Origin of the sequence: Rhodoferax koreense (assembly GCF_001955695.1) — a bacterium.
Taxonomy (GTDB): Bacteria; Pseudomonadota; Gammaproteobacteria; order Burkholderiales; family Burkholderiaceae_C; genus Rhodoferax_B; species Rhodoferax_B koreensis.
The window spans coordinates 2,755,473-2,778,112 of sequence record NZ_CP019236.1 but is presented as its reverse complement, the minus strand read 5'-3'; the positions used below and the strand labels follow the sequence as shown (position 1 = coordinate 2,778,112).

The 22,640-nt window shown below is 66.1% G+C and carries 18 protein-coding genes, 1 tRNA gene and 1 pseudogene; 6 read left to right on the top strand and 14 right to left on the bottom strand.

The window, feature by feature from the left end; genetic code table 11:
- The first annotated feature begins 26 nt into the window (after positions 1-26).
- Complete coding sequence (locus RD110_RS13005) at positions 27-812, top strand: class I SAM-dependent methyltransferase (RefSeq protein WP_076199878.1); 786 nt, start codon at positions 27-29, stop codon at positions 810-812.
- A gap of 24 nt (positions 813-836) precedes the next feature.
- Here RD110_RS13005 and RD110_RS13000 read toward each other — a convergent pair whose 3' ends face one another.
- Both RD110_RS13000 and RD110_RS12995 read right to left on the bottom strand, forming a co-directional pair.
- The gene (locus tag RD110_RS13000) at positions 837-1,844 is read right to left on the bottom strand and encodes a Bug family tripartite tricarboxylate transporter substrate binding protein (RefSeq protein ID WP_076199877.1); all 1,008 of its coding nucleotides are present in this window, start codon (positions 1,842-1,844) and stop codon (positions 837-839) included.
- Between the two features lie 43 nt (positions 1,845-1,887).
- Positions 1,888-2,796, bottom strand: coding sequence for an NAD(P)-dependent oxidoreductase (locus RD110_RS12995; protein ID WP_076199876.1), 909 nt, complete (start codon positions 2,794-2,796; stop codon positions 1,888-1,890).
- A 20-nt stretch (positions 2,797-2,816) separates the two neighbouring features.
- On the opposite strand from RD110_RS12995, the pseudogene RD110_RS28590 reads away from it, so the two are divergent.
- Positions 2,817-3,380: pseudogene (locus RD110_RS28590) on the top strand (LysR family transcriptional regulator); the annotation flags it as partial.
- A gap of 238 nt (positions 3,381-3,618) precedes the next feature.
- Positions 3,619-4,152 (top strand): LysR substrate-binding domain-containing protein, encoded by a 534-nt coding sequence (locus tag RD110_RS28585; RefSeq protein ID WP_239467230.1) that lies wholly within the window; start codon positions 3,619-3,621, stop codon positions 4,150-4,152.
- Here the strand turns inward: RD110_RS28585 and RD110_RS12985 are convergent.
- The 10 genes from RD110_RS12985 to RD110_RS12940 form a co-directional block, all read right to left on the bottom strand.
- The gene (locus tag RD110_RS12985; RefSeq protein WP_076199875.1) at positions 4,149-4,940 is read right to left on the bottom strand and encodes an SDR family NAD(P)-dependent oxidoreductase; all 792 of its coding nucleotides are present in this window, start codon (positions 4,938-4,940) and stop codon (positions 4,149-4,151) included. The genes RD110_RS28585 and RD110_RS12985 overlap by 4 nt on opposite strands.
- Before the next feature lie 77 nt (positions 4,941-5,017).
- Positions 5,018-7,324, bottom strand: a complete 2,307-nt coding sequence (locus tag RD110_RS12980; RefSeq protein WP_076199874.1) for an FdhF/YdeP family oxidoreductase — start codon at positions 7,322-7,324, stop codon at positions 5,018-5,020.
- Positions 7,325-7,550: 226 nt separating this feature from the next.
- Positions 7,551-10,256 carry an nSTAND1 domain-containing NTPase gene (locus tag RD110_RS12975; RefSeq protein WP_076199873.1) on the bottom strand — a complete coding sequence of 902 codons (2,706 nt, stop codon included), beginning with the start codon at positions 10,254-10,256 and terminating at the stop codon, positions 7,551-7,553.
- A 430-nt stretch (positions 10,257-10,686) separates the two neighbouring features.
- Positions 10,687-10,762, bottom strand: a tRNA-Lys gene (locus RD110_RS12970).
- A 47-nt stretch (positions 10,763-10,809) separates the two neighbouring features.
- A complete protein-coding gene (locus RD110_RS12965) occupies positions 10,810-11,613 on the bottom strand; it encodes a tRNA threonylcarbamoyladenosine dehydratase (RefSeq protein ID WP_076199872.1) in 804 nt (267 codons plus the stop codon).
- Between the two features lie 16 nt (positions 11,614-11,629).
- On the bottom strand, positions 11,630-12,424 hold the full coding sequence (ybgF, locus tag RD110_RS12960; RefSeq protein WP_157900174.1) for a tol-pal system protein YbgF: 795 nt from the start codon (positions 12,422-12,424) through the stop codon (positions 11,630-11,632).
- Positions 12,425-12,447: 23 nt separating this feature from the next.
- Complete coding sequence (pal, locus tag RD110_RS12955; RefSeq protein ID WP_076199870.1) at positions 12,448-12,975, bottom strand: peptidoglycan-associated lipoprotein Pal; 528 nt, start codon at positions 12,973-12,975, stop codon at positions 12,448-12,450.
- 72 nt (positions 12,976-13,047) lie between these two features.
- On the bottom strand, positions 13,048-14,274 hold the full coding sequence (gene tolB, locus RD110_RS12950) for a Tol-Pal system beta propeller repeat protein TolB (protein ID WP_239467282.1): 1,227 nt from the start codon (positions 14,272-14,274) through the stop codon (positions 13,048-13,050).
- A 71-nt stretch (positions 14,275-14,345) separates the two neighbouring features.
- Positions 14,346-15,224, bottom strand: a complete 879-nt coding sequence (locus RD110_RS12945; protein ID WP_076199868.1) for a glycosyltransferase — start codon at positions 15,222-15,224, stop codon at positions 14,346-14,348.
- A complete protein-coding gene (locus RD110_RS12940) occupies positions 15,221-15,970 on the bottom strand; it encodes a glycosyltransferase family 2 protein (protein WP_076199867.1) in 750 nt (249 codons plus the stop codon). The genes RD110_RS12945 and RD110_RS12940 overlap by 4 nt, the downstream gene beginning before the upstream one ends.
- Before the next feature lie 115 nt (positions 15,971-16,085).
- On the opposite strand from RD110_RS12940, the gene msbA reads away from it, so the two are divergent.
- From msbA to RD110_RS12925, 3 genes are read left to right on the top strand one after another with little or no spacing between them, the layout of a single operon-like run.
- Positions 16,086-17,819 (top strand): lipid A export permease/ATP-binding protein MsbA, encoded by a 1,734-nt coding sequence (gene msbA / locus RD110_RS12935; protein WP_076199866.1) that lies wholly within the window; start codon positions 16,086-16,088, stop codon positions 17,817-17,819.
- Complete coding sequence (locus RD110_RS12930) at positions 17,816-19,084, top strand: O-antigen ligase family protein (protein ID WP_076199865.1); 1,269 nt, start codon at positions 17,816-17,818, stop codon at positions 19,082-19,084. Before msbA ends, RD110_RS12930 begins: the two co-directional genes overlap by 4 nt.
- Positions 19,081-20,193 carry a glycosyltransferase family 9 protein gene (locus RD110_RS12925; protein ID WP_076199864.1) on the top strand — a complete coding sequence of 371 codons (1,113 nt, stop codon included), beginning with the start codon at positions 19,081-19,083 and terminating at the stop codon, positions 20,191-20,193. Before RD110_RS12930 ends, RD110_RS12925 begins: the two co-directional genes overlap by 4 nt.
- Here the strand turns inward: RD110_RS12925 and RD110_RS12920 are convergent.
- Both RD110_RS12920 and RD110_RS12915 read right to left on the bottom strand, forming a co-directional pair.
- A complete protein-coding gene (locus tag RD110_RS12920; RefSeq protein ID WP_076199863.1) occupies positions 20,180-20,800 on the bottom strand; it encodes a superoxide dismutase family protein in 621 nt (206 codons plus the stop codon). The genes RD110_RS12925 and RD110_RS12920 overlap by 14 nt on opposite strands.
- A 153-nt stretch (positions 20,801-20,953) precedes the next feature.
- Entirely contained in the window at positions 20,954-22,513 is a 1,560-nt protein-coding gene (locus RD110_RS12915; RefSeq protein ID WP_076199862.1) for a glycoside hydrolase domain-containing protein, read from the bottom strand.
- Positions 22,514-22,640: the final 127 nt, after the last annotated feature.

Genomic DNA, 22,640 nt, shown 5'->3' with positions numbered 1-22,640 from the left:
ATCCAAAACAAAGGCCCCGAGACAACATGCCGCAAGTGATCGAATGCCCGATTTCCGGCGAGGCGATGGCGCACGCATTCAGCGAAACGCTGCTCGGCAAATACCAGGTGGCGTACTACCACTGCGCCGGCTGCGGGCTGCTCAAGACCGAGCCGCCCTACTGGCTTGACGAAGCCTACCGCGACGCCATCAACGACTGCGACACTGGCATCCTGGCGCGCAACCACGCCAATGCCGAGCTCGTGGAGATCATCCTCGAGGCGCTTGCGCTGGAAAACGGCCGCGTGCTGGACATCGCCGGCGGCTATGGCCTGTTGACCCGGCTGCTGCGCGACAAGGGCTTCGACGCCTACAGCACCGACAAATACTGCAGCAACCTGTTCGCCAAGCGCTTCGAGCCCACGGCCGGCTTCAAGGCCGATGCGCTGCTGGCCTTCGAGGTGCTGGAACACGTGGAAGACCCGGTCGCCTTCGTGCAGGAAGCCTTCTCGCGCTACCAGTGCCGCACACTGGTGTTCTCCACGCTCACCTTCAGCGGTGCCGTGCCGCCGAGGAAGTGGTGGTACTACCTTTTCGGCACCGGCCAGCACATCACGTTCTACCAGTCCCGCACGCTGGCCGCGCTGGCCCGCCGCCTGGGCTGCAGCTACTACATGGTCTCCAACGACCTGCACGTGTTTACCGGCGAGCCCGTGCCGCTGCCGCGGCGCTGGCTGTTCCTGCGCGAATCCCTGCGCACGGTGTACGGCCGCTACCTGCGCCACAAGCGGCGCGGCCTGAGCAAGACCTGGAGCGACCACCTGGAAGCCTGAGCACCTCGCCCACACCCCCGCAGCCTATTCCACCTTCACGCCACCCTTCTCGATCACCGTGCGCCAGCGCGCAATCTCGCTCACGATCAGGTCGGCAAACACCTTGGGCGGATTCGGCGTGGCCTCGGCACCTTCGCTGGCCAGACGCTCGGCGATCTCGGGCGAGGCCAGCGCCCTGTTGATCTGCTGGTTCAATTTGGCGGTGACATCGGGCGGCGTATTGGCCGGCGCCACCACGCCGTACCACTGGTCGGCCTCGAAGCCCGCATAACCGCTCTCGGCCACGGTCGGTAGTTCGGGCACGGCCTTCACGCGGTGCGGGGACGACACGGCCAGCGCACGCAGTTGCCCGGCCTTCACCTGGGCCATGACCGCCGGCACGCCGGTGAACATCAGCTGGATCTGGCCGCCCACGAGGTCGGTCACCGCCGGCGCCGTGCCCTTGTACGGCACGTGCTGCATCTGCGTGCCGGTCTGCAGCTTGAAGTATTCGGTGGCGATGTGCGCGGCGCTGCCGTTGCCGCCCGAGCCGTAGTTGATCTTGCCCGGATTGGCCTTGGCATAGGCCACGAGTTCCTGCACCGACTTCACCGGCACGGAAGGATGGACCACCAGCACGTTGGGCACGCGCGCGACCCAGGCCACGGCGGCGAAACTCTTCACCGGGTCGTACGGCAGCTTGGGGTACAGCGACGGCGTGACGGCCAGCGTGCCGATGTGGCCCATCAAGAGTGTGTAGCCGTCGGCCGGCGCCTTGGCCACCTTGTCCGCGCCGATGCTGCCGCCCGCGCCGGGCAGGTTGTCGATCACCACCGGCTGGCCCCAGGCCTGCGTGAGCTGCTGGCCGATGGTGCGGCCCATGATGTCGGTGGAGCCGCCGGGCGTGAACGGCACGACCATGCGGATCGCCTTGTTCGGATAGGTGTTCGCGGACTGCGCGGCGGCGGCCAATGGCAAGGCGGGCAAGGTGGCCGCGGCCAGCAGGGCCAGATTGAATCTGCGGCGCGAGGCCGAGGCGTGGTGGGTGTTCATGTCTTGTCTCCTTCTGGTTTTTGTAGGCTGGCCGCTTGGGCCTTCAGCCTTCCGACCGGCAATGCCCCGCGTGCGCGATGAGCCGGTCCGCATAGTCCTGCCATTTCGCCTTCGGGCCGATGCCGTCGAACACGCCTTCGCGCGCGAGGCCGGCCACCCAGTCCTGCTTCTCGGCGATGGCGCTGGCCATCACCGGCGCGAAGCCGCCCTCCTGCACGGTGTTGGCCGACTCGCGCATCTCCTCTGCGCGGCGTTTGCCGTGTTGCACCACGCGGCTGAAGAAGTAGGCGCCCTGCGCGTCCCAATCGATCTGCGGAAAGGTTTCCTTCAGCGTCGGCAACACGTGGTCTTCCACGCCGTAGCGCCTGGCGTTGGTGTAGCTTTCCACCACCAGCGCCTCCAGGCCCTTGATCATGATGCTGCGGCTCATCTTGATGGCGGATGCCACGCCGAGCTGCTCGGACACCACCTTGGCGTCCATGCCCCAGGCCACGAGCTGGTCGGCCAACGCGGCCGCATGCCGGCCGCCGAGCAGCATCGGCACGCGGATGCCGTAAGGCGGCACCGAAGTCATCACGCCGGCCTCGACATACCGCGCGCCTGCGGCCTCCAACGCCTCGGCCGCACGCTGCTTGCTGCCGGGCGACGCCGAGTTGAGGTCGAGGAACACTGTGCCCGGCCGCACATGGCGCGACGCCTCTTCGGCCACGGCCAGCGTGTTCGAAGCCGTCACGGCCGAGACCAGCAGGTTGGCGGCGGCACATAGCCCCGCCATGTCGGGAGCAGCCTGAATGCCGGCTTCCTTCGCGGCGGCGCGCGCCGGTTCGCCAGCCGTGCCGGCGAACTTCAAGTCCCAGGCGTGAACGGCCGTGACGCCGGGTTTTTCGCGCAGGCCGCGGCCGAAAATGCCGCCGACCTCGCCGAAGCCGATGATCCCGAGAATGCTGCCCATGTTTGTCTCCTGTTGATTGAATGCCGTCGCCGTGCCTGGATTGTGCGCAGGCCGGGTACCAGCACGGTTGCCTTATCGCGCCGCCACCGTTCGAATCTGTTGATGCCCTGGTCCAGGCCAGACCGCTGAACGTGGCAGGATGTGGCCTTTGGCAGGGCAACGATTCCATGCTTTCACTGCACAGGCTGCGCACGCTGGGCGCGGTCGTCCGCCTCGGCGGCATCCGGCCGTCGTCGGATGCGCTGCTGCGCGCCGCCTCGGCGGTGAGCCGTTCCATCGGCCTGCTGGAGCAGGCGCTCGGCATGCCACTGTTCGAACGCCGTGGCCGCGGCATGTTGCTCACGCCGGCGGGTGAACTCGCCCATGCGCGCTTCCTGCGCATCGAACACGAGCTCGACGCCGTGCTCGATGAAGCCGCGGCGGGCCAGGCCGCGCTGCCGGCCACGGCGGCCGATGTGCTGTTCGACGAGCGGCGCCTGCTCGCGGCCTCGCTGCTGGCCGAGGTGCACCACATGCCGACCGTGGGCCGCCACCTCGGCATCTCGCAGCCGGCCGTGAGCGCCGCGGTGGCGCGGCTGGAGAACGCGCTGGGCCAGCGGCTCTTCCTGCGCACGGCCCGCGGCCTGATGCCAACCGACGCCGGCGCACGCTGGGTGCCACGCTTCGACCGCGCGCTGGCCGAGCTGCGCTACCTCGAAGACGACCTGGCCGCCGCCGCCGGCCGCATGGAGGGCGTGATCACCGTCGGCAGCCTGCCGCTGGTGCGCACCAGCGTGCTGCCCCAGGCGATCAGCGCCCTGCTGGCGCGGCATCCGCGCGTGCGTGTATTCGCTCGAAAGCCCTTACGAACAGCTCTGCGCGGGCCTGCTCAGCGGCAAGGTGGACTTCATCCTCGGGGCGCTGCGGCCGCTGGCCGACAAGGCATTGACCAGCGAGCCGCTGTTCGCCGACCGGCTCGGCCTGATGGCCGCGGCCAGCCACCCGTTGGCCAAACGCCGCCGCGTGCGCTTCGACGACCTGAAGGACTACCCCTGGGTGCTGTCGCGGCCGGGCACGCCGCTGCGCGCATCGCTGGCCGAGTTCTTCGCATCGCATGGCGAGCCGGTGCCGCTGGCCTCGGTGGAGACCGGGGACCTGGCGCTGGTGCGCGGCCTGCTGCTGCAGGGGAACATGCTCACCGTGCTGTCCACCCATCAACTGCGCTACGAGGTCGCGTCGGGCAACCTGCGCGTGCTGCGCTTCCCGATGGACGGCCTGAGCCGCCACATCGGCGTGACCACGCGCGCCGGCGCGCAGCTCTCGGCCGCGGCCTCGGCGCTGCTGGCCGAGATACGGCTGGCGAGCTCGGCGGCCTAGAACGCGCTCTTCGTGCAGCCGCCATCCACCCGCAACGCAGCGCCCGTGGTGCCCGAGGACAGCGGGCTGGCGACGTAGGCGACCATGCTGGCGATTTCCTCGGGCGCTTCGAAGCGCTTGATCAGGGAGGTGGGCCGTGCGGTCTTGAAGAATTCCGTTTCGAAGGCCTCGATCGACTTGCCGTCGGCCTTGGCCAGCGCCTCGACGAAGTCGCCCACGCCGCGCGATTTCGTGGGGCCGGGCAACACGCTGTTGACGGTGATGCCAGTGCCGGCCACGGACTCGGCCAGGCCGCGCGAGACGGCAAGCTGCGCCGTCTTGGTCATGCCGTAATGCACCATCTCGGCCGGGATCTGGATCGCGCTTTCGCTGGAGATGAAAATGATGCGGCCCCAGTTGGCGGCCCGCATGGCGGGCAGGCATAGCCGCGCCAGGCGCACGCCGCTGAGCACGTTGACATCGAAGAAACGCGTCCAGTCTTCGTCGGGAATGTCCTCGAAGGCCTTGGGCTCGAAGATGCCGAGGTTGTTGACCAGGATCTCGATGCCGGGGTATTGCTTCACCAGCGCCTCGGCCGCCGCCGCGGTGCTGAGGTCGCCCGCGAAGCCGAGCACCTCGCCGCCGGGGCCGGCCTTGATCTGCGCCACGGCGGCATCCACCGAGGCCTGCGAGCGGCCGTTGACGATGACGCGCGCGCCTTCGGCCGCGAGCGCCGTGGCGATGGCGTGGCCGATGCCCGCCGTGCTGCCCGAAACCAGGGCGAGTTTGCCTTTGAGTTGGAGATCCATGGCTGTCCTTTGCATTGAATGGGGGCCGCCGTGGCGCGGCCGGGAGGCCATTGTGGCGTCTTGCCACGTCCTCTGCACTAGGCGGCGGCGATGTCCTGGACGGCCGAGCGGCGCAGGCGCACGGGCACGGATTTATAGGAAGGCGTGCCGCTGTGCGGGTCGCGGTGCGCGGCGGGGATCAGCACGTTGGCTTCGGGGTAGTAGGCGGCGGCCGAGCCCTTGGGGATGGCGTAGGCCACGGCCGTGAGCTGGCCGAGCACGGCCTCGGTGCCGGCGCCTTCGGCCGAAGCGGCCACCACATCGACGCGGTCGCCCGCCGCCAGGCCGCGCTCGGCCAGGTCGTCGGCGTTGAGGAAGACCACGTCGCGCCGGCCGAAGATGCCGCGGTAACGGTCGTCGAAGCCGTAGATGGTGGTGTTGTACTGGTCGTGGCTGCGCAGCGTGGCCAGCGTGAGCACCGAAGGATCGGCACCGGCCGGGTCTTCCAGCACGCCCGGCATCACCAGGAATTCCGCCTTGCCCGAAGCCGTGTGCCACACGCGTTCCGCCGGCCCAATGGGCAGGCGGAAGCCGCCCGGCACACGGATGCGCTGGTTGTAGCCGGTGAACGCGGGCAGCACGGCCTCGATCGCGTCGCGGATACGGTCGTAGTCGGCCACCATGCCGGCCCAGTCGATGCCGTGCCTGGCGCCGAGCACCGCCTGGGCGATGCCGGCCACAATGGCGGGCTCGGAGCGCACGAACTCGGAAGGCGGCGGCAGCCGCCCGGTCGAGGCATGCACCATGGACATCGAATCCTCCACCGTCACCGACTGCGGGCCGCCGGCCTGGAGATCGAGCTCGGTGCGGCCGAGACACGGCAGCACGATGCTCTGCCGCGCCGTGAGCAGATGAGAGCGGTTGGGCTTGGTGGCGATGTGCACGGCCAATTCCAGCCCGCGCATGGCCGCGAAGGTGCGCACCGGGTCGGGCATGGCCACGGCCAGGTTGCCACCGAGGCAGACCAGCGCCTTGGCGCGGCCTTCGAAGATCGCGTCGATGGCTTCGGCCGCGTCATGGCCCTTGGCCACCGGCGGCACGAAGCCGAACACGCGCTGCAGGCCTTCGCGCAGCGCCTGCGGCGCCTTCTCGTCGATGCCCACCGTGCGGTCGCCCTGCACGTTCGAATGGCCGCGCAATGGGCAGATGCCGGCACCGGGCCGGCCGAAGTTGCCGCGCAGCAGCAAGAGGTTGGCGATCTGCTGCACGTTCTCGGTGCCGTGGCGGTGCTGCGTCACGCCCATGCCGAAACACACGATCGTCGACTTGGCCTGGCAGTAGAGGCGCGCCACGTTCTCCAGGGCGGCGCGCGACAGGCCCGAGGCGGATTCGATCTGCGCCCAGCCGGTGGCCTCCAGATCCGCCACCAGCGCATCGAAACCGTTCGTATGCTCGGCGATGAACGCGCGGTCGAGCGTGCCCGCCCCGCCGCTCGCCAGGTCGGCCGCATCGAGCGCCAGCACGCCCTTCATCACGCCCTTGAGCGCCGCCGCGTCGCCGCCCACCTTCACCTGCAGGTAGTCGCTGGCGATCGCCGTGGCGCCGAAGGTCGCCATTTCCAGCGGGTCTTGCGGCGCCGTGAAGCGTTCGAGCGCGCGCTCGCGCAGCGGGTTCAGCACCACGATGGGCGCGCCGCGACGGGCCGCCGCATGCAGCGTCGTCATCATGCGCGGATGGTTGGTGCCGGGGTTGTGCCCGATGGAGATGATCAGCTCAGCGTGGTCGAAGTCTTCCAGCGACACCGTGCCCTTGCCGATGCCGATGGCCTTGGGCAGGCCCACGCTCGTGGCCTCGTGGCACATGTTGGAGCAGTCGGGGAAGTTGTTGGTGCCGTAGGCGCGCACGAACAGCTGGTAGAGGAAAGCCGCCTCGTTGGACGCCCGGCCCGAGGTGTAGAACTCCGCCATGTTCGGATCGGGCAAGGCATTCAGGCCCGCCGCGATGCGCGCGAAGGCCTCGTCCCAGCCGATGGCGAGGTAGCGGTCCGATGCCGCGTCATAGGCCATGGGATGCGTCAGCCGGCCGAGGTTCTCGATGTCGTGGTCGTTCCAGGCCAGCAACTCGGTGACCGTGTGCGCCGCGAACACCTCGGGCGTCGCGCGCTTGTCGGTCGCCTCCCAGGACACGGCCTTCGCGCCGTTCTCGCAGAACTCGAAGGCCGAGGTGTGCTTCGGGTCGGGCCAGGCGCAGCCCGGGCAGTCGAAGCCATCGGGCTGGTTGTTGCGCAACATGATCTTCGCGCCCGCCACCGCGTTCATCTGGCCCTTGATGGCGCGCGCCACGGCGCCTAGTGCGTCCCAGCCGCCGGCGGCGTGGGTGTAGGTGCGGATTCCGTTGTCGGTCATACCGGGTCCTCTGTCGGTTGAGTTCAGGTGGCGACATCATGCCCGGATGGTCGGGGGCGCGTCGATGTTTAGGTTGTGCTCAACGGAAAAATGGGAGGCTTTGAGTGTCCGGATACGTGGTCCCCAGCGACAGCGTGTTCAAAATGGTTCAAGGCTGGCTTGTGGGCATCTACGCCAAGACGGTCATTAAACGGTCGTTTTTGGACTATGCGTGCTTGAAAGACACTTACTCTTTCCGCGATGTTTTCGCCACGGTCAACCCAGCTACGCGAGCCCACGCTCTGAACTTCGTCCCGGCCATCGATACAGTAGCGGGGGCCCACGTGGCACCGTAGCCTTCGCGAAGAAGCGCACCTACCGCCTCTGCCCGCATGGTGGGCTCAATTTCTAGCCGAGCCAAGGCGGCGGCGACAGCCGGAAGGCTGCGAAGTAAGGGAATAAGTTCGATCACTTGAGGTTGCCCCGCCGTTAGTGCCGCGTGGCATTCCAGGTCCTTTACGGTTAGATCTTCCCTGATCACGCCAAGCACTTGTAGATCGCTAATGGCTTTACTTTGTGACGACTCCGGCAATGAAGGTAATCCGACAGCTTGGTCTTGCAGGTACTTAATTGCAATGTCCGGGCTGCCCTGAGGAAATGTGCGTCGTCTGTTGCGGCCATCTTCATCAAGCAATCGCATTTTGCTCCCCGCAGAAGGAGGGCAAAGCAACTGTCCACGCATGTGAATCAGCCCAGCATAATCAAGCCAGTGGGCGAAGGCATCGGCGTATGTGCGCCACGTCTTTTCCGTCGCTTCAATCGCTGGAAAAACTGGCGGCAGCTTCGCTGCAAAATCGTCAATGCTCACGGTCGATGACTGAAGAAGTTGTTGCACAACGCCGAACAGGCGATGTCTTTTAAGAGACCTTGCGACCCGCTCTTGGAGTTTCGCCTCATTAATTGGGGCCCGTAACTGCTCCACTAATACCAACATACCTTGTCTCGGCGAGAGCACGCCAAGCTGGCGCAACTCTCTGGAAATGTTGAAAACAACGTTTTGCGAGGTCTTAAGAGCTTTCACCGCATCGGACGTAGCCAACTCACCACCGTTGGCAACGACCAGTTGCATCAACCTCGCCGTTGAAGCGGGACGCGCCCTGAGAATGTATGTATCTTCGACAGCGATTTTCCCCGTTATCAGGAACTCCCTAAACGTGTCCCAATAAATGTCGAGTCTTTCGCCCACACGCACCAACAAGCGCCTATCAACGAGCGATTGAATCATGTCGGCGCTAACGCGCTCGACAACATCCACCACTGCAACAGGAGCTTCGCGAGCAATGGCCTTCAACGCATCCAGTTCCGACGCCTCCAGAGCCATGATGTCCTGCTCAAACAATCGCTCCACATTGAGTGAGTCAGCGAGAAGCTCCTCCTCCGAGGTTCCTGCTTTTAGCTGGGCCAAGATATGACTTGCTAGTTTTTTAAGCAACCACGGTAGGCCTTGCGAGTATTCACGGATACGTTGACGCAAATCCAACGACAATTTCGCCCCCGCCGCCTTGGCAAGACGCCCAAGTAGAGTCCCGACTTCATTTGGACCAAACGGTTCTACGTTCAACACCAACGCAGTCCCGCGTATCTCATCGCGCAAACGGTAAGGGTAGTTTTCAGTCAAGCTGACAAGGTCAGTTTTCCATGAGAAACCGATTGAAACCGGTGCACTAAGTTCTCGTACCGATAATGCCAAGTCTCGAAACTCAAGGGTCAGACGTGGGTCTCTGAAAACATTCTCGAATTGGTCAAAGAAGATAAGCAGCGGTGCTGCGGGCGTTTTCCAACTTGCCAACTCCAAAGTCTGAATTGCGCTCTGCAGTGAGGCGAAAGAGAAGTTCGGTTGCAGAGTGAGCAAGCCGTCGTTAACGGCAACCATGGTGGCACGTTGAAGGGCGGCTGCAACGTAAGAGAAACTTGAAGCTGTCCGGGTATCAAAAACCAGCGCGGCACCGCCAGCTTTCCGCACTTGATCGGCGATCCGAAGCGCAAGGGAGCTTTTGCCCCAACCTGATTGGGCATTCAGAACGATAACCTGACCCGTACCGTCGAACTTGGTAACTCCTTGGACATCCCTTAGCAACGCTTCTCGCCCGACAAAGAATTGCGGCGCGGCAGGAAACTGATACTCAAAATCTTCAGTGCTACCAACCACCGTAACTAGGGTAGGTGCTTCCACGTGGGTACGGTTTACAGCAGCGGGTACCGTAGTTGCACTAACATCGAACACTGGCAGTGCGCCGGCGTAGTCACTAGCCGCAAGCAACGATTTCTCCGTCTCGCTTATTGCGCCGTGCGCACGCCTAACAAGAATACGAGTCGGCAGCCGCGTGTCTGCGTCGAGTTCCTTTGCGATGGCGCAGATTCCAGCAGCTGTCAGCAACAAGCCTTGATCTGAGATAGGGCTCGCTTCCGCCTTGATCGGATCAGCCCAGCCCTTCTGCTTAACGAGTTCGTACACCTCGACAGCCGTAAGCAAACGGAAACCGCTGTCTTTGGTCTCAAGCTTCTTGGCCAGTTGATGACCGTCACCAGTCATCCCGGGAATTGCAACAAACCAACCTTTCGTAGTGGGCGATTCGAGTCGTTCCGTACATAACTGCCCATAAAACGCCTTCAAAGCAGTTATTGCAAGCGGCGAACTGTAGGCCTTGCATTCCGCAATGGCTGGTTCTCCAGACAGTGTCGTCTTAGTCGATATATCCAGCTCGTATCCGTTCGAGCGGACATTCATCGATGCCCGACTGGGGGCTTCATAACCGTAGGCTTCAAAAACTCGGGCAATAAACCGTTCGAAGAGGTGGCCTCGGGCATTCCCCTGGGCTGCTGGCGTGTCGCCGTCTGCAATGATGACCAGCGGAGGCGCGGCAATGTCGAGCGATTGAAATTTGTCTGCCATCAGGTGTTCCGTGCGCCTTAAGTTCTCAAGCTAATGTACTTCACCACCTGCGGCTGTCGGCCAACGCTAGACGGTGAATGACCGTTCCCGAGATGGGCTATGCTTCAGACACTTGGGCAAATCCGTGTCCAAGTTTTGTCCCAATGCGTTGGGGCGAGACACAGTTTTCTAGCTGGCCTAGACGCTGTGGCGAAGCTAAGTCCTTGATTTTCAAGGACACCAGATCGCCTTGCTGACCATCTACGACATGTGCAAGGCCCTAGACCATAGGATGTCTCCGGGGTGTATGTGACCTACTCTTTTCAAGCCGGACCAACTTAATGGCAGTGAAGTTCGTCAATCTAGAGATTGGTCCCCATCTGGCAGCAAACGGGAATTAAAAAAGCACTTGGCATATCTCTACGCCAAGTGCTTGCTTTAACTGAAATCCTGGTGGGACGTGCGGGGGTCGAACCCACGACAAACGGATTAAAAGTCCGCTGCTCTACCAACTGAGCTAACGTCCCATCTCACTGCCAAAACTCAACAGAGCGCTCAGCAGCAAAGCCTTGAATTATAGCGTGCTTTTTTGGCGATTCCGGTCTGCGGAGGCCAGTTGGTCCAAAACCCAACCCGCCGCGCACTGGCCGAACGTGGCCGTGACGCTGACCACCGAGCCGTAGCCGTGGCAGTTGAGGGAGCCATCGCCTTCCACGGCGCAGGAGGCGTCGGGCGGCATCACGGCTTCGCGGCTGAAGACGCAGGGGATGCCGATCTTCTTGCCTTCGCGCGACGCGCCATGGCCCTTGCGCAGGCGGTAGCGCAGTTGCGCCAGCAGCGGGTCGTGGGTGGTGTTGGCCAGGTCGTCGATGTCGACCTTGTGCGCCAGGCGTTTGCCGCCGGCCGCGCCCACGCTGATGAAGCAGGCCCGTGTGGCGATGGCCCAGGCGGCCATGGCGGTCTTGGCCTTGACCTGGTCGCAGGCGTCGATCACGGCGTCGATGCCCGCGGGCAGCAAGGCCGGCCAGTTCTCGGGCTCGACGAAATCCTCGATGCCGGTCACCTCGCAGGCCGGGTTGATCTGTGCGATGCGGTCGCGCATGGCCAGCACCTTGGCCTGGCCGATGGTGCTTTCCAGTGCGTGGATCTGGCGGTTGATGTTGGACTCGGACACGTGGTCCAGGTCGATCAGCGTAAGCCGGCCGACGCCGCTGCGCGCGAGCGCCTCCGCCGTCCACGAGCCCACGCCGCCGATGCCGACCACGGCCACGTGCGCATTGCGGATGCGCGCCGCGCCGGGCACGCCGTACAGCCGCTCCAGGCCGCCGAAGCGGCGCGCCAGGTCGGCTGCCGGCTCCAGGCTTGCCACTTCGCTCATGCGCCCTGCTCCGCCATCAGCTCTTGATCTTGCCCAGCCGGTCCTTCGCGGCCACGGCCGCTTCGGATTGCGGATAGACCTTGATCAGATCCTCGAGCGTCTTGCGCGCGGCCTTGGTGTCCTTCAGTTCCACCTGGCAGTTGGCGATGGACAGCGCCGCTTCAGCCGCGCGCGGATGCGTGGGCGCCAGCGACAGCATCTGACGGAAGTTCGCCACGGCTTCCTTGTAGGCCCGCGTGGCGTACTGCGCGTTGCCAAGCCAGAACAGGGCCGACGGCCCGTAGCCGCTTTGCGGGTAGCGTTTCACGAATTCGAAGAAGCCGGTCTGCGCGCCCGGAAAGTCGCCCTTGCGGAACGTGGCCAGCGCGGCTTCGTAGTCACGCGTCTCAGTCGGGTCGGCCGTGAATTCCTGGCCGTCGACCGTGACCTTGGTCGGCTCGATCTTCTTCAGCCGGTCTTCCACGCCCTGCGTCAGGTCCTTTTGCTTGCGCTGCAGATCGGCCACGTCGCGCTGCAGCTGTTCGTCCAGGCCGCGTTGCCGGGCCAGGTCGGAGCGCACGCTGTCGATCTGGCCTTGCAGATCGAGCAGGCTGCGGCGGAGCTGCGCGTTCTCGTCGGTCAGCTTGCTCAGGTCGATGGCCTGCTTGTCGAAGGCCTGGCGCGTGGCATCCACCCGCTGGCGCAGTTCGAGGATGGCCCGGCGGGCCTCCTCGTCTTCGAACAGCGCGGCATGCGCCGGGGCGGCGGCCAGCCACAGGCTGCCCAGCACCAGGGCGAGCAGGCGCATGGGCACGGGAACGACGCTTGACATCGCCCGCATGCTCGCCTGCGTGCTCATCGGTAGGTGATCTCGGCGCGGCGGTTCTTCGCCATCGAGGCTTCATCGCTGCCGGTGGCGGCAGGCTTTTCCTTGCCGAAGCTCACGGCTTCAACCTGCGCATCGGACACGCCGAGCAGCGTCAGCGAACGGCGCACGGCTTCGGAGCGCTTCTGGCCGAGGGCCAGGTTGTACTCGCGGCCGCCGCGTTCGTCGGTGTGGCCTTCGACCACGGCCTTGCGTGCGCTGTTGGCCTTGAGATAGCGCGCATTGGCGTCGATGACGGCCTGGTCGTCCGGGCGCACGCTGTAGCTGTCGAAGTCGAAGTACACGATGCGGCCGCTGTTGGGGCCGGCAGCGGATTGGTTCTGCGCCGACAGGTCGACGGAAGTCACCGCGCTTTGCGTGGAGCCGGCAGCGCCCGCGCCACCGGCGCCGACGGAGGTACCGCTTTTATCCACGACCGGCACATCGTCCAGCTTCACGCCGGAAGCACAACCGGCCAACACGGCCGTCATCGAGAGAGCCCACACGAAACGTTTCATTTTCAACCTCCTGATAAAACTCACAAAAGTGCGGATTAAACCGCGCCTACGTTAACCTTTGACGAACCTCGATCAACCCTTGATGAACGGGCCCCAATCGGGTTCGCGAATATCGCCGGCCTGGCCCGCCAGCCGGGCCTTGATCTTGCCGTCCAGCGTGGTCGTCATCAGCGCCTCGCGCCCGCCCTGCTGCGTCGCGTAGACCAGCAGCTTGCTGTTGGGTGCGAAGCTCGGACTCTCGTCGGACGAGGTGTCGGTGATGCTGTTGACGGTGCCGGAGGCCAGTTCCATGACCTGCAACTTGAACGCACCGCCGATGCGCGAGATGTAGGCCAACCACCTGCCGTCAGGGCTCAAAGCCGGCGAAATGTTGTAGGTGCCGGCGAAGGTCACGCGTTCCGGGTTGCCGCCGCTGGCCGGCATGCGGTAGATCTGCGGCGAGCCGCCGCGGTCGCTCACGAAGTAGATGCTGCGGCCGTCGGGCGAGAACACAGGCTCGGTATCGATGCCGCTGGACTGGATCAGCCGGCGCGGTTCGCCGCCGCCGGCGTCGATGGTGTAGAGCTGCGAGCCGCCGTCGCGGCTCAGCGTCACGGCCAGGCTGCGGCCGTCCGGCGCCCAGGCCGGCGCGCTGTTGGAGCCGCGGAAGTTGGCGATCAGCCGGCGCTTGCCGGTGGCCACGTCGTGCACGTAGATCACCGGCTTGCGCGACTCGAAGGACACGTAGGCGATCTGCAGGCCGTTGGGCGACCAGGTCGGCGAGATGATCGGCTCGGGGCTGGCCAGCGCGGTCTGGCTGTTTTCGCCATCGGAATCGGCCACCCACAGCGTGTAGCGGCTGCCGGCCTTGGTGACGTAGACCAGGCGCGTCGAGAACACGCCGCGCTCGCCGGTGAGTTTTTCGTAGATGAAGTCGGCGATGCGGTGCGCCGACAGCCGCAGGTCGCCCTGGGTCACGGTATAGCTCTGGCCGCCGAGGTCCTGGCCGCGCACCACGTCCCACAGGCGGAAGCGCACGTCGTAACGGCCGTCGGCCAGGCGCGTCACGCTGCCCGTGACCAGCGAGTCGGCGGTGCGCTGGCGCCACATGGCGACGTCGGGCCGCGAGGTTTCGTCGAGCGAGACGCCCGAGGCGTCCACCGCACGGAACTGCCCGCTGCGCTCCAGGTCGGCCTGCACGATGGCGCCGATCTTCTGCGGCGACTGGTCGTCGCCCCGGAAGGCGGCCACCGCGATCGGCAATTGCGTCAGGCCCACGCCGGAGACTTCCACGCGGAACTGCGCCAGCGCCGAAGCCATCGGCAACGCGCCCAGTCCCACCACCCCTGCCAGTCCGACCAGTTGGCGTCGGCTCCATTGAAAAGATGCACTCATTGGCTTTTGTCTACCCTTTGTCCGTTTAGTTCAGTGACGATGACATCGCCGGCCCTGGCCGCATCGGCCAGACCGACGCTCGCCTGCACGATGGCCTGCTGCATGCGTTCGGTCACGCGGCGGCGGTTGATGTCTTCGCGATCACGCTTGTTTTCGGCATGCCACAGGTGAAACACCTCGGTCGCCCAGAAGCCATTCTTGCGCGCCAGCCCGTGCCGCTGCAGCCGCAGCACCAGGTCCGCGTCTTCATGGCCCCAGCCCTGAAAACTCTCGTCGAAGCCGTTCACCGCAGCCAGATCACGATACCAGATTGCAAAATTGCAAGACCGAATCCCTTTCCAGCGAAACCGCGTTTCTACACGACCCGGCATGTTCGGCAGAAACAGAAACTGCGACAGTTTGTTAACTTCCCCGCGAAGCCGCAATCCCACCCAGTCGAGCACCGACACACTTGAAAGTTCCACTTGCCGGCGCCGCACGCGCTCGCTCAGCGCGGGCCCGAGCAGGATGCGGCTGCCGTTGACGAAATGACCGGGCTGCGCCAGCGCGAGGTGCGCGCGCACGAAATGCGGCGTGGGCACGCAATCGCCGTCCATGAAGACGATGTAGTCGGCCTGGGCATGTTGAGCGGCGTGCAGGGCACCGAGGTTGCGCGCACGGCTCGCGGTGAAGCCCACGTCGGGATGCCAGACATGGTGGACCGGGCAGGCGAACGCGGGCAACCCGCGGCGCAAGGCCTCCACCTGGTCGGGCCGCGAACCATCGTCGGCCACCACCACCACCGCGTCGCGCGGGCATTGCGGCGCCAGGCCGCGCAGCACGGCCAGCAGCGCATCGGCGCTGTTGTAGCTCAACACCACGAACGCGACTTTCATGCGCGCTGCTTCAACCACAGCTTCATGTAACGGTAATAAGTGCCTTCGGCGTTCGACACCGCCAGCGCCAAGCCGAGCTGGCCGTCGAGAAAGCCGCGCTTGAGCACATAGGTGCGAAAGAACGCCCACAGGCCATGGGCCACGGCCTTGGGCACGGAGCCACGTTTGCCGCGCTCGGCCAGGGCGGCGGCGCTGGCGGTGGAATAACGGTTGACCTTGTCGAGCACGGTCTCGAAATCGGCGAAGCTCTGGTGCAGCAGATCGGCCTCGAGCCGGCCGACCGGTCCCTGCGCCTGCAGCGACTCGTGCACGGCCGCCTCGGAAAAGCGCGCCTGGCCGCGGCGGAACAGGCGCAGCACGCGGTCCGGGTACCAGCCCGAATGCCGCATGTAGCGGCCGCAATAACTCGAGCTGCGGTTGACGGTGTAGGCCACGCAATCGCTCGAAGGCCCCGCGATGACCGACAGGATCTGCGCCTTCAGCTCCGGCGTGACCTGCTCGTCGGCGTCGATGGAGAACACCCAGTCGCCGCGGCACAGGTCGACGGCGCGGTTCTTCTGCACGCCGAAGCCAGGCCAGTCGGGCGTCTGCACCACCCGGGCGCCGAGCGACTGCGCAAGCGCCACGGTGCCATCGGTGCTGCCGTTGTCCACCACCACCACTTCGTCGGCAAAATCCACCGATGCCAGGCAGGCCGGCAGGCGGGCGGCCTCGTTGTAGGTGATCAGTGCAATCGACAGGCGCATTCGGGCGGTCCTCTCAATCGAGGATAATTTCGGGCTAACCTCGGATTATGAAGCCTCGCCCCATGCCCTTTTTCCCCGCGCCAGGCCGTACCGCAGCCCGCCACGTCACCGCCCCATGACCGGGATCGACTTCAAGGCGCTGCGCTGGCTGCTCCCCTACTTCGCGGCGACGCCCGGCCTGTGGATCGCGGCGGCGCTGGCCACCGTGGTGTCCTCGCTCACCGACCCGATGCTGCCGGCGCTGATGAAGCAGTTGCTCGACCGCGGCTTCGACACCAGCGGTTTCGCCATCTGGACCGTGCCCGCCGCCGTGCTAACCCTGTTCGCAGTGCGCGGCACGGCCGGCTTCCTGGCCGACCTGGCGCTGGCGCGCATCACCCAGGACGGCCTGCTGGCCATGCGCCGCGACATGTTCGCGCGCCTGCTCGATGCACGTTTCGGCCTGTTTCAGGAGCAGAACGCGACCACGCTGTCGAACACCGTGGTCTACGAGGTGCAGAACGGCGCCACCATGCTCACCAACGCGCTGATCGCGCTGTTGAAGGATGCGCTCACCGCCATGGCGCTGCTCGGCTACCTGATCTACCTGAACTGGAAGCTCACGCTCATCGTGTTCGTGATCGTGCCCGGCGTGGCCTTCATCATGCGCACGCTGTCCAAGCGCCTGTACCGCCTCGCGCGCAGCACGCAGACTTCCGTCAACGACCTGGCCTACGTGGTCGAGGAAAACGTGCTGGCCGTGCGCGTGGTGCGGCTGCACGGCGCGCAGGAGTCGCAGATGCAGCGCTTCACCGGCCTGAGCAGCATCCTGCGCCGGCTGTCGCTGAAGTCGGCCGCGGCCTCCGCCGCCATCACGCCGCTGACCCACATGCTGGCCGCGGCCGCGCTGTCGGCGGTGATCTGCATCGCGCTGTGGCAGAGCCAGGGCGCGGGCGGGCTCACGGTGGGCGGCTTTGCGGCCTTCATCTCGGCGCTGCTGATGCTGATCGCGCCGATCAAGAAGCTCTCCGAAGCGGCGAGCCCGATCGCGCGCGGCCTGGCCGCCGTGCAACGCGGCATCGACCTCATCGAAGGCACGCCGGCCGAAACCCAGGGCCGCCATGATCCGGGCCGCGCCAAGGGTCTGATCGAACTGAACGACGTGAGTGTGGTCTACGCCGAAGACAACGCGCCCGCGCTCGACCACCTGAGCCTCACCATCGAACCGGGCCAGATCGTGGCCCTGGTCGGCCCGTCGGGCTCGGGCAAGACCACGCTGGCCAACCTGCTGCCGCGCTTCGTGTTGCCGACCTCGGGCTCGGTGCGCATGGACGGCCACGACATCACCGACTGGAGCCTTCCCGCGTTGCGCCGGCAGTTCGCCCTGGTGAGCCAGGACGTGGTGATGTTCAACGACACGCTGGCCCACAACATCGCCATGGGCAGCCAACTCGACGACCAGCGTCTGGCCGCCTGCGTGGAAGCGGCCAACCTGCAGGACCTGGTGGCCAGCCTGCCGCAGGGCCTGGCCACCGTCACCGGCCACAACGCCACGGCCTTGTCCGGTGGCCAGCGCCAGCGCCTGGCCATCGCGCGTGCGCTGTACAAGGATGCGCCGGTGCTGATCCTCGACGAGGCCACCTCCGCCCTCGACACCGCGTCCGAGCGGCTGGTGCAGCAGGCGCTGCAGCGGCTCATGGCCGGGCGCACCACCCTCATCATCGCCCACCGGCTGTCGACCATCGAACATGCCGACCGCGTGGTGGTGCTGGACCACGGCCGCGTGGCCGAAAGCGGCGGCCATCGCGAACTGCTGGACCGTGGCGGCCTGTACGCGAAGCTGCACGCACTGCAGTTCGGAGGCACGTGAAGGTGCTGGCGGGTTGGCAGCAGGCGCCGCACGCGACGCGGTTGGCGCACGCCGGGCCGAAGCCCTGGCGCAGCTGGACGCCGATGGACTGGGCGCTTTCGCTCGCCCTGGCGCTGTTCGGCTTCTTCGCCACGGCTTCGGTGGCCGGGGTCTACATGGCGCAGGGCCTGATGCTGCTGCTGGCCGTGCCGCTCGCGCCGCGGATCGGCCGCCTCGCACCGTGGAAAAGTCCACCAATGGCCGCCGGGCTGCTGCTGCTGGCCTACATCATCCTGCACAGCCTGTGGTTTTCCGGCTTCACACCAGCCAGCTGGCACATGGTGAACAGCTACCAGGAGCTGATCCTGGCGCCGTTGCTGTTTGCGCTGCTGCAGCTCGCGCCCGACCGCCGGGTGTTCTCGCGCGCGCTGATCGCCGGCGCGGTGGTGTTCGCCTGCATCCACTGGGTGGGCTTCTGGCTGCCCCAGCCCAGGCTGGGTTCGTTCCTGGAGTCGCGGCGCATCTCGGCCGGTTTCGGTTTTGCGCTGTGCGCCTTCATGCTGTTGGTGCAGGCACGCACCCACGCACGGCCCTGGGCCCTGCGCGCGCTGGCTGCGTTTTTCGCGGTGACACTGCTGTTCGCGGCCGCCGGGCGCACCGGCTACCTGGTGCTGGTGCTGCTGGTCGGCGTGGCCGCCTGGCAGCACAGCCCACCGCGCTGGCGCTGGGTCGCGGGCCTTTTGCTGCCCATCGTCGTGCTCGGGCTGGCCTGGTCTTCCAGCGTGGTCCAGAAACGGGTGCATGAAACCGTCGAGAATGCCCAGCCCACCGGCCAGGTGAACACCACCTCCACCGGTATCCGCGTGCACATGCTGCAGATCGCGGAGCAGCTGGCGCATGCGCATCCGCTGCTCGGCGTGGGCTTTGCGAACTACGGCGAAGCCCACAGCGCGGTGGTCAGGCAGATGTATGCGAACGATCCCGAGGGCTACGCCCGGCTGCCGCAGACCTGGCGCTTCACCAGCAATCCGCACAGCGAATACCTCATGCAGTTGCTGGGCGGCGGCGTGCCGGCGTTGCTGCTTTTCGTCGGATGGCTCGGCATGACACTGAGGGAAGCCTGGCACACCAGAAACACCGTCAGCCATATGCTGTGCGGCTTCTGCCTGGCCTTCGCGCTGGGGTGCGTGTTCAATTCCCTGCTGCTCGACTTCGTCGAAGGCCATCTCTACATGGCACTGCTGGCCTGGCTGCTGGCCCGGCATGCATCGACACGCCCCATATGAAGCGCATCCTGGTCATCACCACGCGGCAGATCGGCGACGTGCTGCTGACCACGCCGCTGATCCGCGCGGCGCGGCAGCATTGGCCCCAGGCGCGCATCGAGGTGCTGGGCTTCCAGGGCACGCTGGGCATGCTGCGCGGCAATCCGCATGTGGACGCGCTCGTCGAAACACCGCCCCGCCTGGGGGCCAAGGGGTTCTGGCGCCTGCTGCGACAGCTCTGGCGCAGCTACGACCTGGCCCTGGTTGCGCAGTCCAGCGACCGCGCCCACCTCATGGGCTGGGTGGCCGCGCCCTTGCGCAGCGGCATCGTGCCGGGCGGGAGCAGCAGCGCATGGTGGAAAAAAGCGTTGCTGAGCCATGTGGTGGAAAGCCCGGGCGACCAGAGCGACATCCACGTCACGGCCGAAAAACTCGCGCTGATGGCGCCATGGTCCACCGAGGCCTACCCGGTGCCCGAGGTGGTTGCACCGCGACCGGCAGCGTTGCCAGCGGCGATTGCGGCGCAGCTGCAGGCCGGCGCGGTGGTGGTGCATGCGCCGTCGATGTGGACCTACAAGCAATGGCCGCTCGCCCACTTCGCCGTGCTGGTCGAAGCGCTGCTCGCGCAGGGCCGCCAGGTCGTGCTCACGGGCAGCGGCAGCGCGCGCGACCAGGAATGCGTGGCGGCATTGCGCGGGCTGGCATCGGCGCCGCAACTGCTGGATGTGTCGGGCCAGCTCGATTTCGCGCAGCTCACCGCCCTGTTCGCCCAGGCCGCGCTGTACATCGGACCGGACACCTCCATCTCCCATCTCGCCGCCGCGGCCGGGCTGCCGGTGATCGCCATCTTCGGCCCCACCAATCCGCAGCGCTGGGCACCGTGGCCGGCGCGCGCCACAACACAGGCGCTGTTCGCCCGCTCGGCCCTGGTCCAACAGGCCGGCAACGTGACCCTGCTGCAGGGCCGGCAGGCCTGCGTGCCCTGCTCCCATGCGGGTTGCGAAGACCATGTCGACAGCCGCAGCGACTGCCTGCACGACATCACGCCGGAGCGGGTGCTGGCGCAGGTGGAGCGACTGTCAAGGCCGGGCGCGGCGTCTCCGGCGTCTCCGGGGTTCAGGCCGGCTTGATCACGCCGCACAGCACGCGGGTGCCCGAATTGCCTGCGGGATCGGTCATGTAGTCGTCGGCATCGGCATGCACGACGAGGCTGCGGCCCATCACCGACTGCGGGCCGGCAGCGATCGTCACGTTGGGGTTGACGTAGCGGATGGCGCCCTTGCCCGAGGCGTCGACCACGATGTTGGGCAGGTCCCCGCCGTGGTTGTGGCTCAGCGCCTGACCGGGCTGGCCGTGCTTCTTCGAAGCGCCCGGATCGAAATGCCCGCCCGCGCCGCCGAAAGCCACCGTGCGGCCGGTCGCCGCGTCCATGGCCGAGGTGCACTCGCCATTGGTGTGGATGTGGAAGCCGTGGGTGCCCGGCGTCAGGCCGCTCACGTTGATCACGATCTCGGTGCCGGTGGGCAGCGAGAACAGCTGCGCATCACCGCCGGGCATGCCATTGGCATTGGCGAACTGCACCGTGGCGGCGGGCTCGGCAGCACCGCCGGCATTGCCGCGCAGGCGGCTCATCATCGGGCTGGAACAGGCGGCGGCCAGCGCGCCGACGGCGAGGACGCCGCCAAGCTTGAGGAAGATGTGCCGCGCGGGGCGGGCAGGTGATGCGGTGTTTTTCATAGGGTCTCGCGCCGTACGGCGCGCCAAGTTGGTAACCCCCCCAACTTATGCGTGTGTCGCCGGGACGTCAACCATCCCTTGCCCATTGCCGCGTCGGACGAGGATGACAAAAAAACATCGGGCCGCGGCCGTTGTGCTCGCGCGCCGGTATCCTCAATCGTGCACGAAGAAGACATGGCCGCGAAACTCGGCACCGAGCCACCAGTTGCGCCCGGCGCTGCCAAAACGTTTGTTCACGGCGCCAGCCTGGCTCTGCAGCGGCTGGTCCACGTTGCCGGCGGCGTCGCGCAGCGCGACATGCCCGTCCGCCTCCGGCACCACCACGGTGATGTGGCCGGGACGGCCAGGCGTCTCGCGGTCTGCACACACGATGCCGACGCCGCCACCGTTGGCGGCCGCTTGAAGCGCCGTCGCATCGGGCACACGGCGCCAGCCGAACATGGCGCCGAAATCGAGCAGCCATTGGTACAGATCATCCGCACGCATTTCCCGCACGGTGTCGCCGTAGGCGGCCTGCACCGCCTGGCCGGCTGCCAGCCTGGCGATGGCGGCACCCGTCCACCAGACGCGTGGCAGGTAGACCGCGGCCAGATAACAGTAGTCGGCGGCATAGACATTGCAAAAGGTGAGGCCGTCGCGCCGCGCATACCGCGCGCTGGCCTCCACATCCAGCCAGTCCGCCAATCTGGCAAGCTGCTGTAGTTGCGTTGCGGCTGGAGCGCTGGGGTTCCGGGTCGGCCGTCCCGGCTCTCCGATCGGAGATGCCAATGCGCCGGTGGACTGGCGCCTGGCGGCGGGATTGTTCTCCTTCCAGTGCACGGCGGGGATGGCCGGCACGGATGCGGGCACCGTCCTCGCGCTCGCCACCTCGAGAAAACTGGAGCGAACGTGGCCGATGTAAGTGGCCTCGCCAAGCACCACCCGCACGCGAGACCAACCTGGCGCCGATTCGCCAAGCACACGCAACGCGGTGCCGTGCGGTAGCGCCACGATCGGCGTGTTGCCTTCGGCCGACGGCACGAAACGCAGATTCAGCGCCGTCGCGGCGACATGCATCACGCGGCCCTCCTCCGCGCGGACCTCGAACCCGATGGGCTGGAACTGACCGAAGACCGGTTGCGCGGTGCAACGCTGCCAGCCATCTGCGATGTCGCACAGCGTCTGGTGGGTCACGAACTGCTTGATGTCCCAATCCGTGAACGTCTTCGATTCCGCCCAGCCCGTTGCCTCAGCCAACCAGGCCAGGTCGACCAGCCCGGCCTGCCGCAGCAACCGGCAGGTCAACCCGGAGCCGTAGACGCCGACCCGAAAATGCGAACTGCCACCGGAGGCCGCGTCCAGCGCCGCATGCACGCCCTTGAAATAGGGCAACACGACATCCCTGATCTGCTTGGCGCTGAAGTCGGTGTCCACGGCGAAGTAGATTGCGCTGCCGCTGGGTTGCCCCACCTGGCCAGCGCTGGCGAACGCACTGGCGCCATCCAGCCGGCCACGCGCCAGACCGAAGTCTTCCTCCTGTCGCGCCCGGTCCTGGTAGACGACCGCGATCTGCAAACCGGCCCGCGCCAGTTCCGCCGCTTCCTTGGGACGCAGCTGTTTCTGCGGTTGCGTCGTCGTGCGCGAGTAGTACCGGATCACGAACTGCTTTCCGGCGGCGACCAGACAGCCCGCGGAGCTCTCGCAAAGGCGGTTGGTGGAGATTCCTTCGAGCATATCGCCTCCTCATGCTGCGTGGTGTCCGGACCAGGCGAAGGACTCGCCCGGCCGTACACCATTCACTCTAGGCATGTGGAGGGTCGACGACAAGCGGGCCGAGGGCACAATTTCCTGGTCAGATTTC

Bases quoted from the DNA above. Each gene is read 5' to 3' on its own strand.
- RD110_RS12925 (WP_076199864.1), top strand. From the start codon at position 19,081: ATGAAGCGCATCCTGGTCATCACCACGCGGCAGATCGGCGACGTGCTG.
- RD110_RS12985 (WP_076199875.1), bottom strand. From the start codon at position 4,940: ATGGATCTCCAACTCAAAGGCAAACTCGCCCTGGTTTCGGGCAGCACG.
- RD110_RS12965 (WP_076199872.1), bottom strand. From the start codon at position 11,613: ATGAGCGAAGTGGCAAGCCTGGAGCCGGCAGCCGACCTGGCGCGCCGC.
- ybgF (WP_157900174.1), bottom strand. From the start codon at position 12,424: ATGTCAAGCGTCGTTCCCGTGCCCATGCGCCTGCTCGCCCTGGTGCTG.
- RD110_RS12920 (WP_076199863.1), bottom strand. From the start codon at position 20,800: ATGAAAAACACCGCATCACCTGCCCGCCCCGCGCGGCACATCTTCCTC.
- RD110_RS12915 (WP_076199862.1), bottom strand. From the start codon at position 22,513: ATGCTCGAAGGAATCTCCACCAACCGCCTTTGCGAGAGCTCCGCGGGC.
- tolB (WP_239467282.1), bottom strand. From the start codon at position 14,274: ATGGCTTCGGCGCTGGCGCAGTTCCGCGTGGAAGTCTCCGGCGTGGGC.
- RD110_RS12945 (WP_076199868.1), bottom strand. From the start codon at position 15,224: ATGAAAGTCGCGTTCGTGGTGTTGAGCTACAACAGCGCCGATGCGCTG.
- RD110_RS12975 (WP_076199873.1), bottom strand. From the start codon at position 10,256: ATGGCAGACAAATTTCAATCGCTCGACATTGCCGCGCCTCCGCTGGTC.
- RD110_RS12995 (WP_076199876.1), bottom strand. From the start codon at position 2,796: ATGGGCAGCATTCTCGGGATCATCGGCTTCGGCGAGGTCGGCGGCATT.
- RD110_RS12940 (WP_076199867.1), bottom strand. From the start codon at position 15,970: ATGCGCCTGTCGATTGCACTGATCACCTACAACGAGGCCGCCCGCCTG.
- msbA (WP_076199866.1), top strand. From the start codon at position 16,086: ATGACCGGGATCGACTTCAAGGCGCTGCGCTGGCTGCTCCCCTACTTC.
- RD110_RS13000 (WP_076199877.1), bottom strand. From the start codon at position 1,844: ATGAACACCCACCACGCCTCGGCCTCGCGCCGCAGATTCAATCTGGCC.
- RD110_RS13005 (WP_076199878.1), top strand. From the start codon at position 27: ATGCCGCAAGTGATCGAATGCCCGATTTCCGGCGAGGCGATGGCGCAC.
- RD110_RS12980 (WP_076199874.1), bottom strand. From the start codon at position 7,324: ATGACCGACAACGGAATCCGCACCTACACCCACGCCGCCGGCGGCTGG.
- pal (WP_076199870.1), bottom strand. From the start codon at position 12,975: ATGAAACGTTTCGTGTGGGCTCTCTCGATGACGGCCGTGTTGGCCGGT.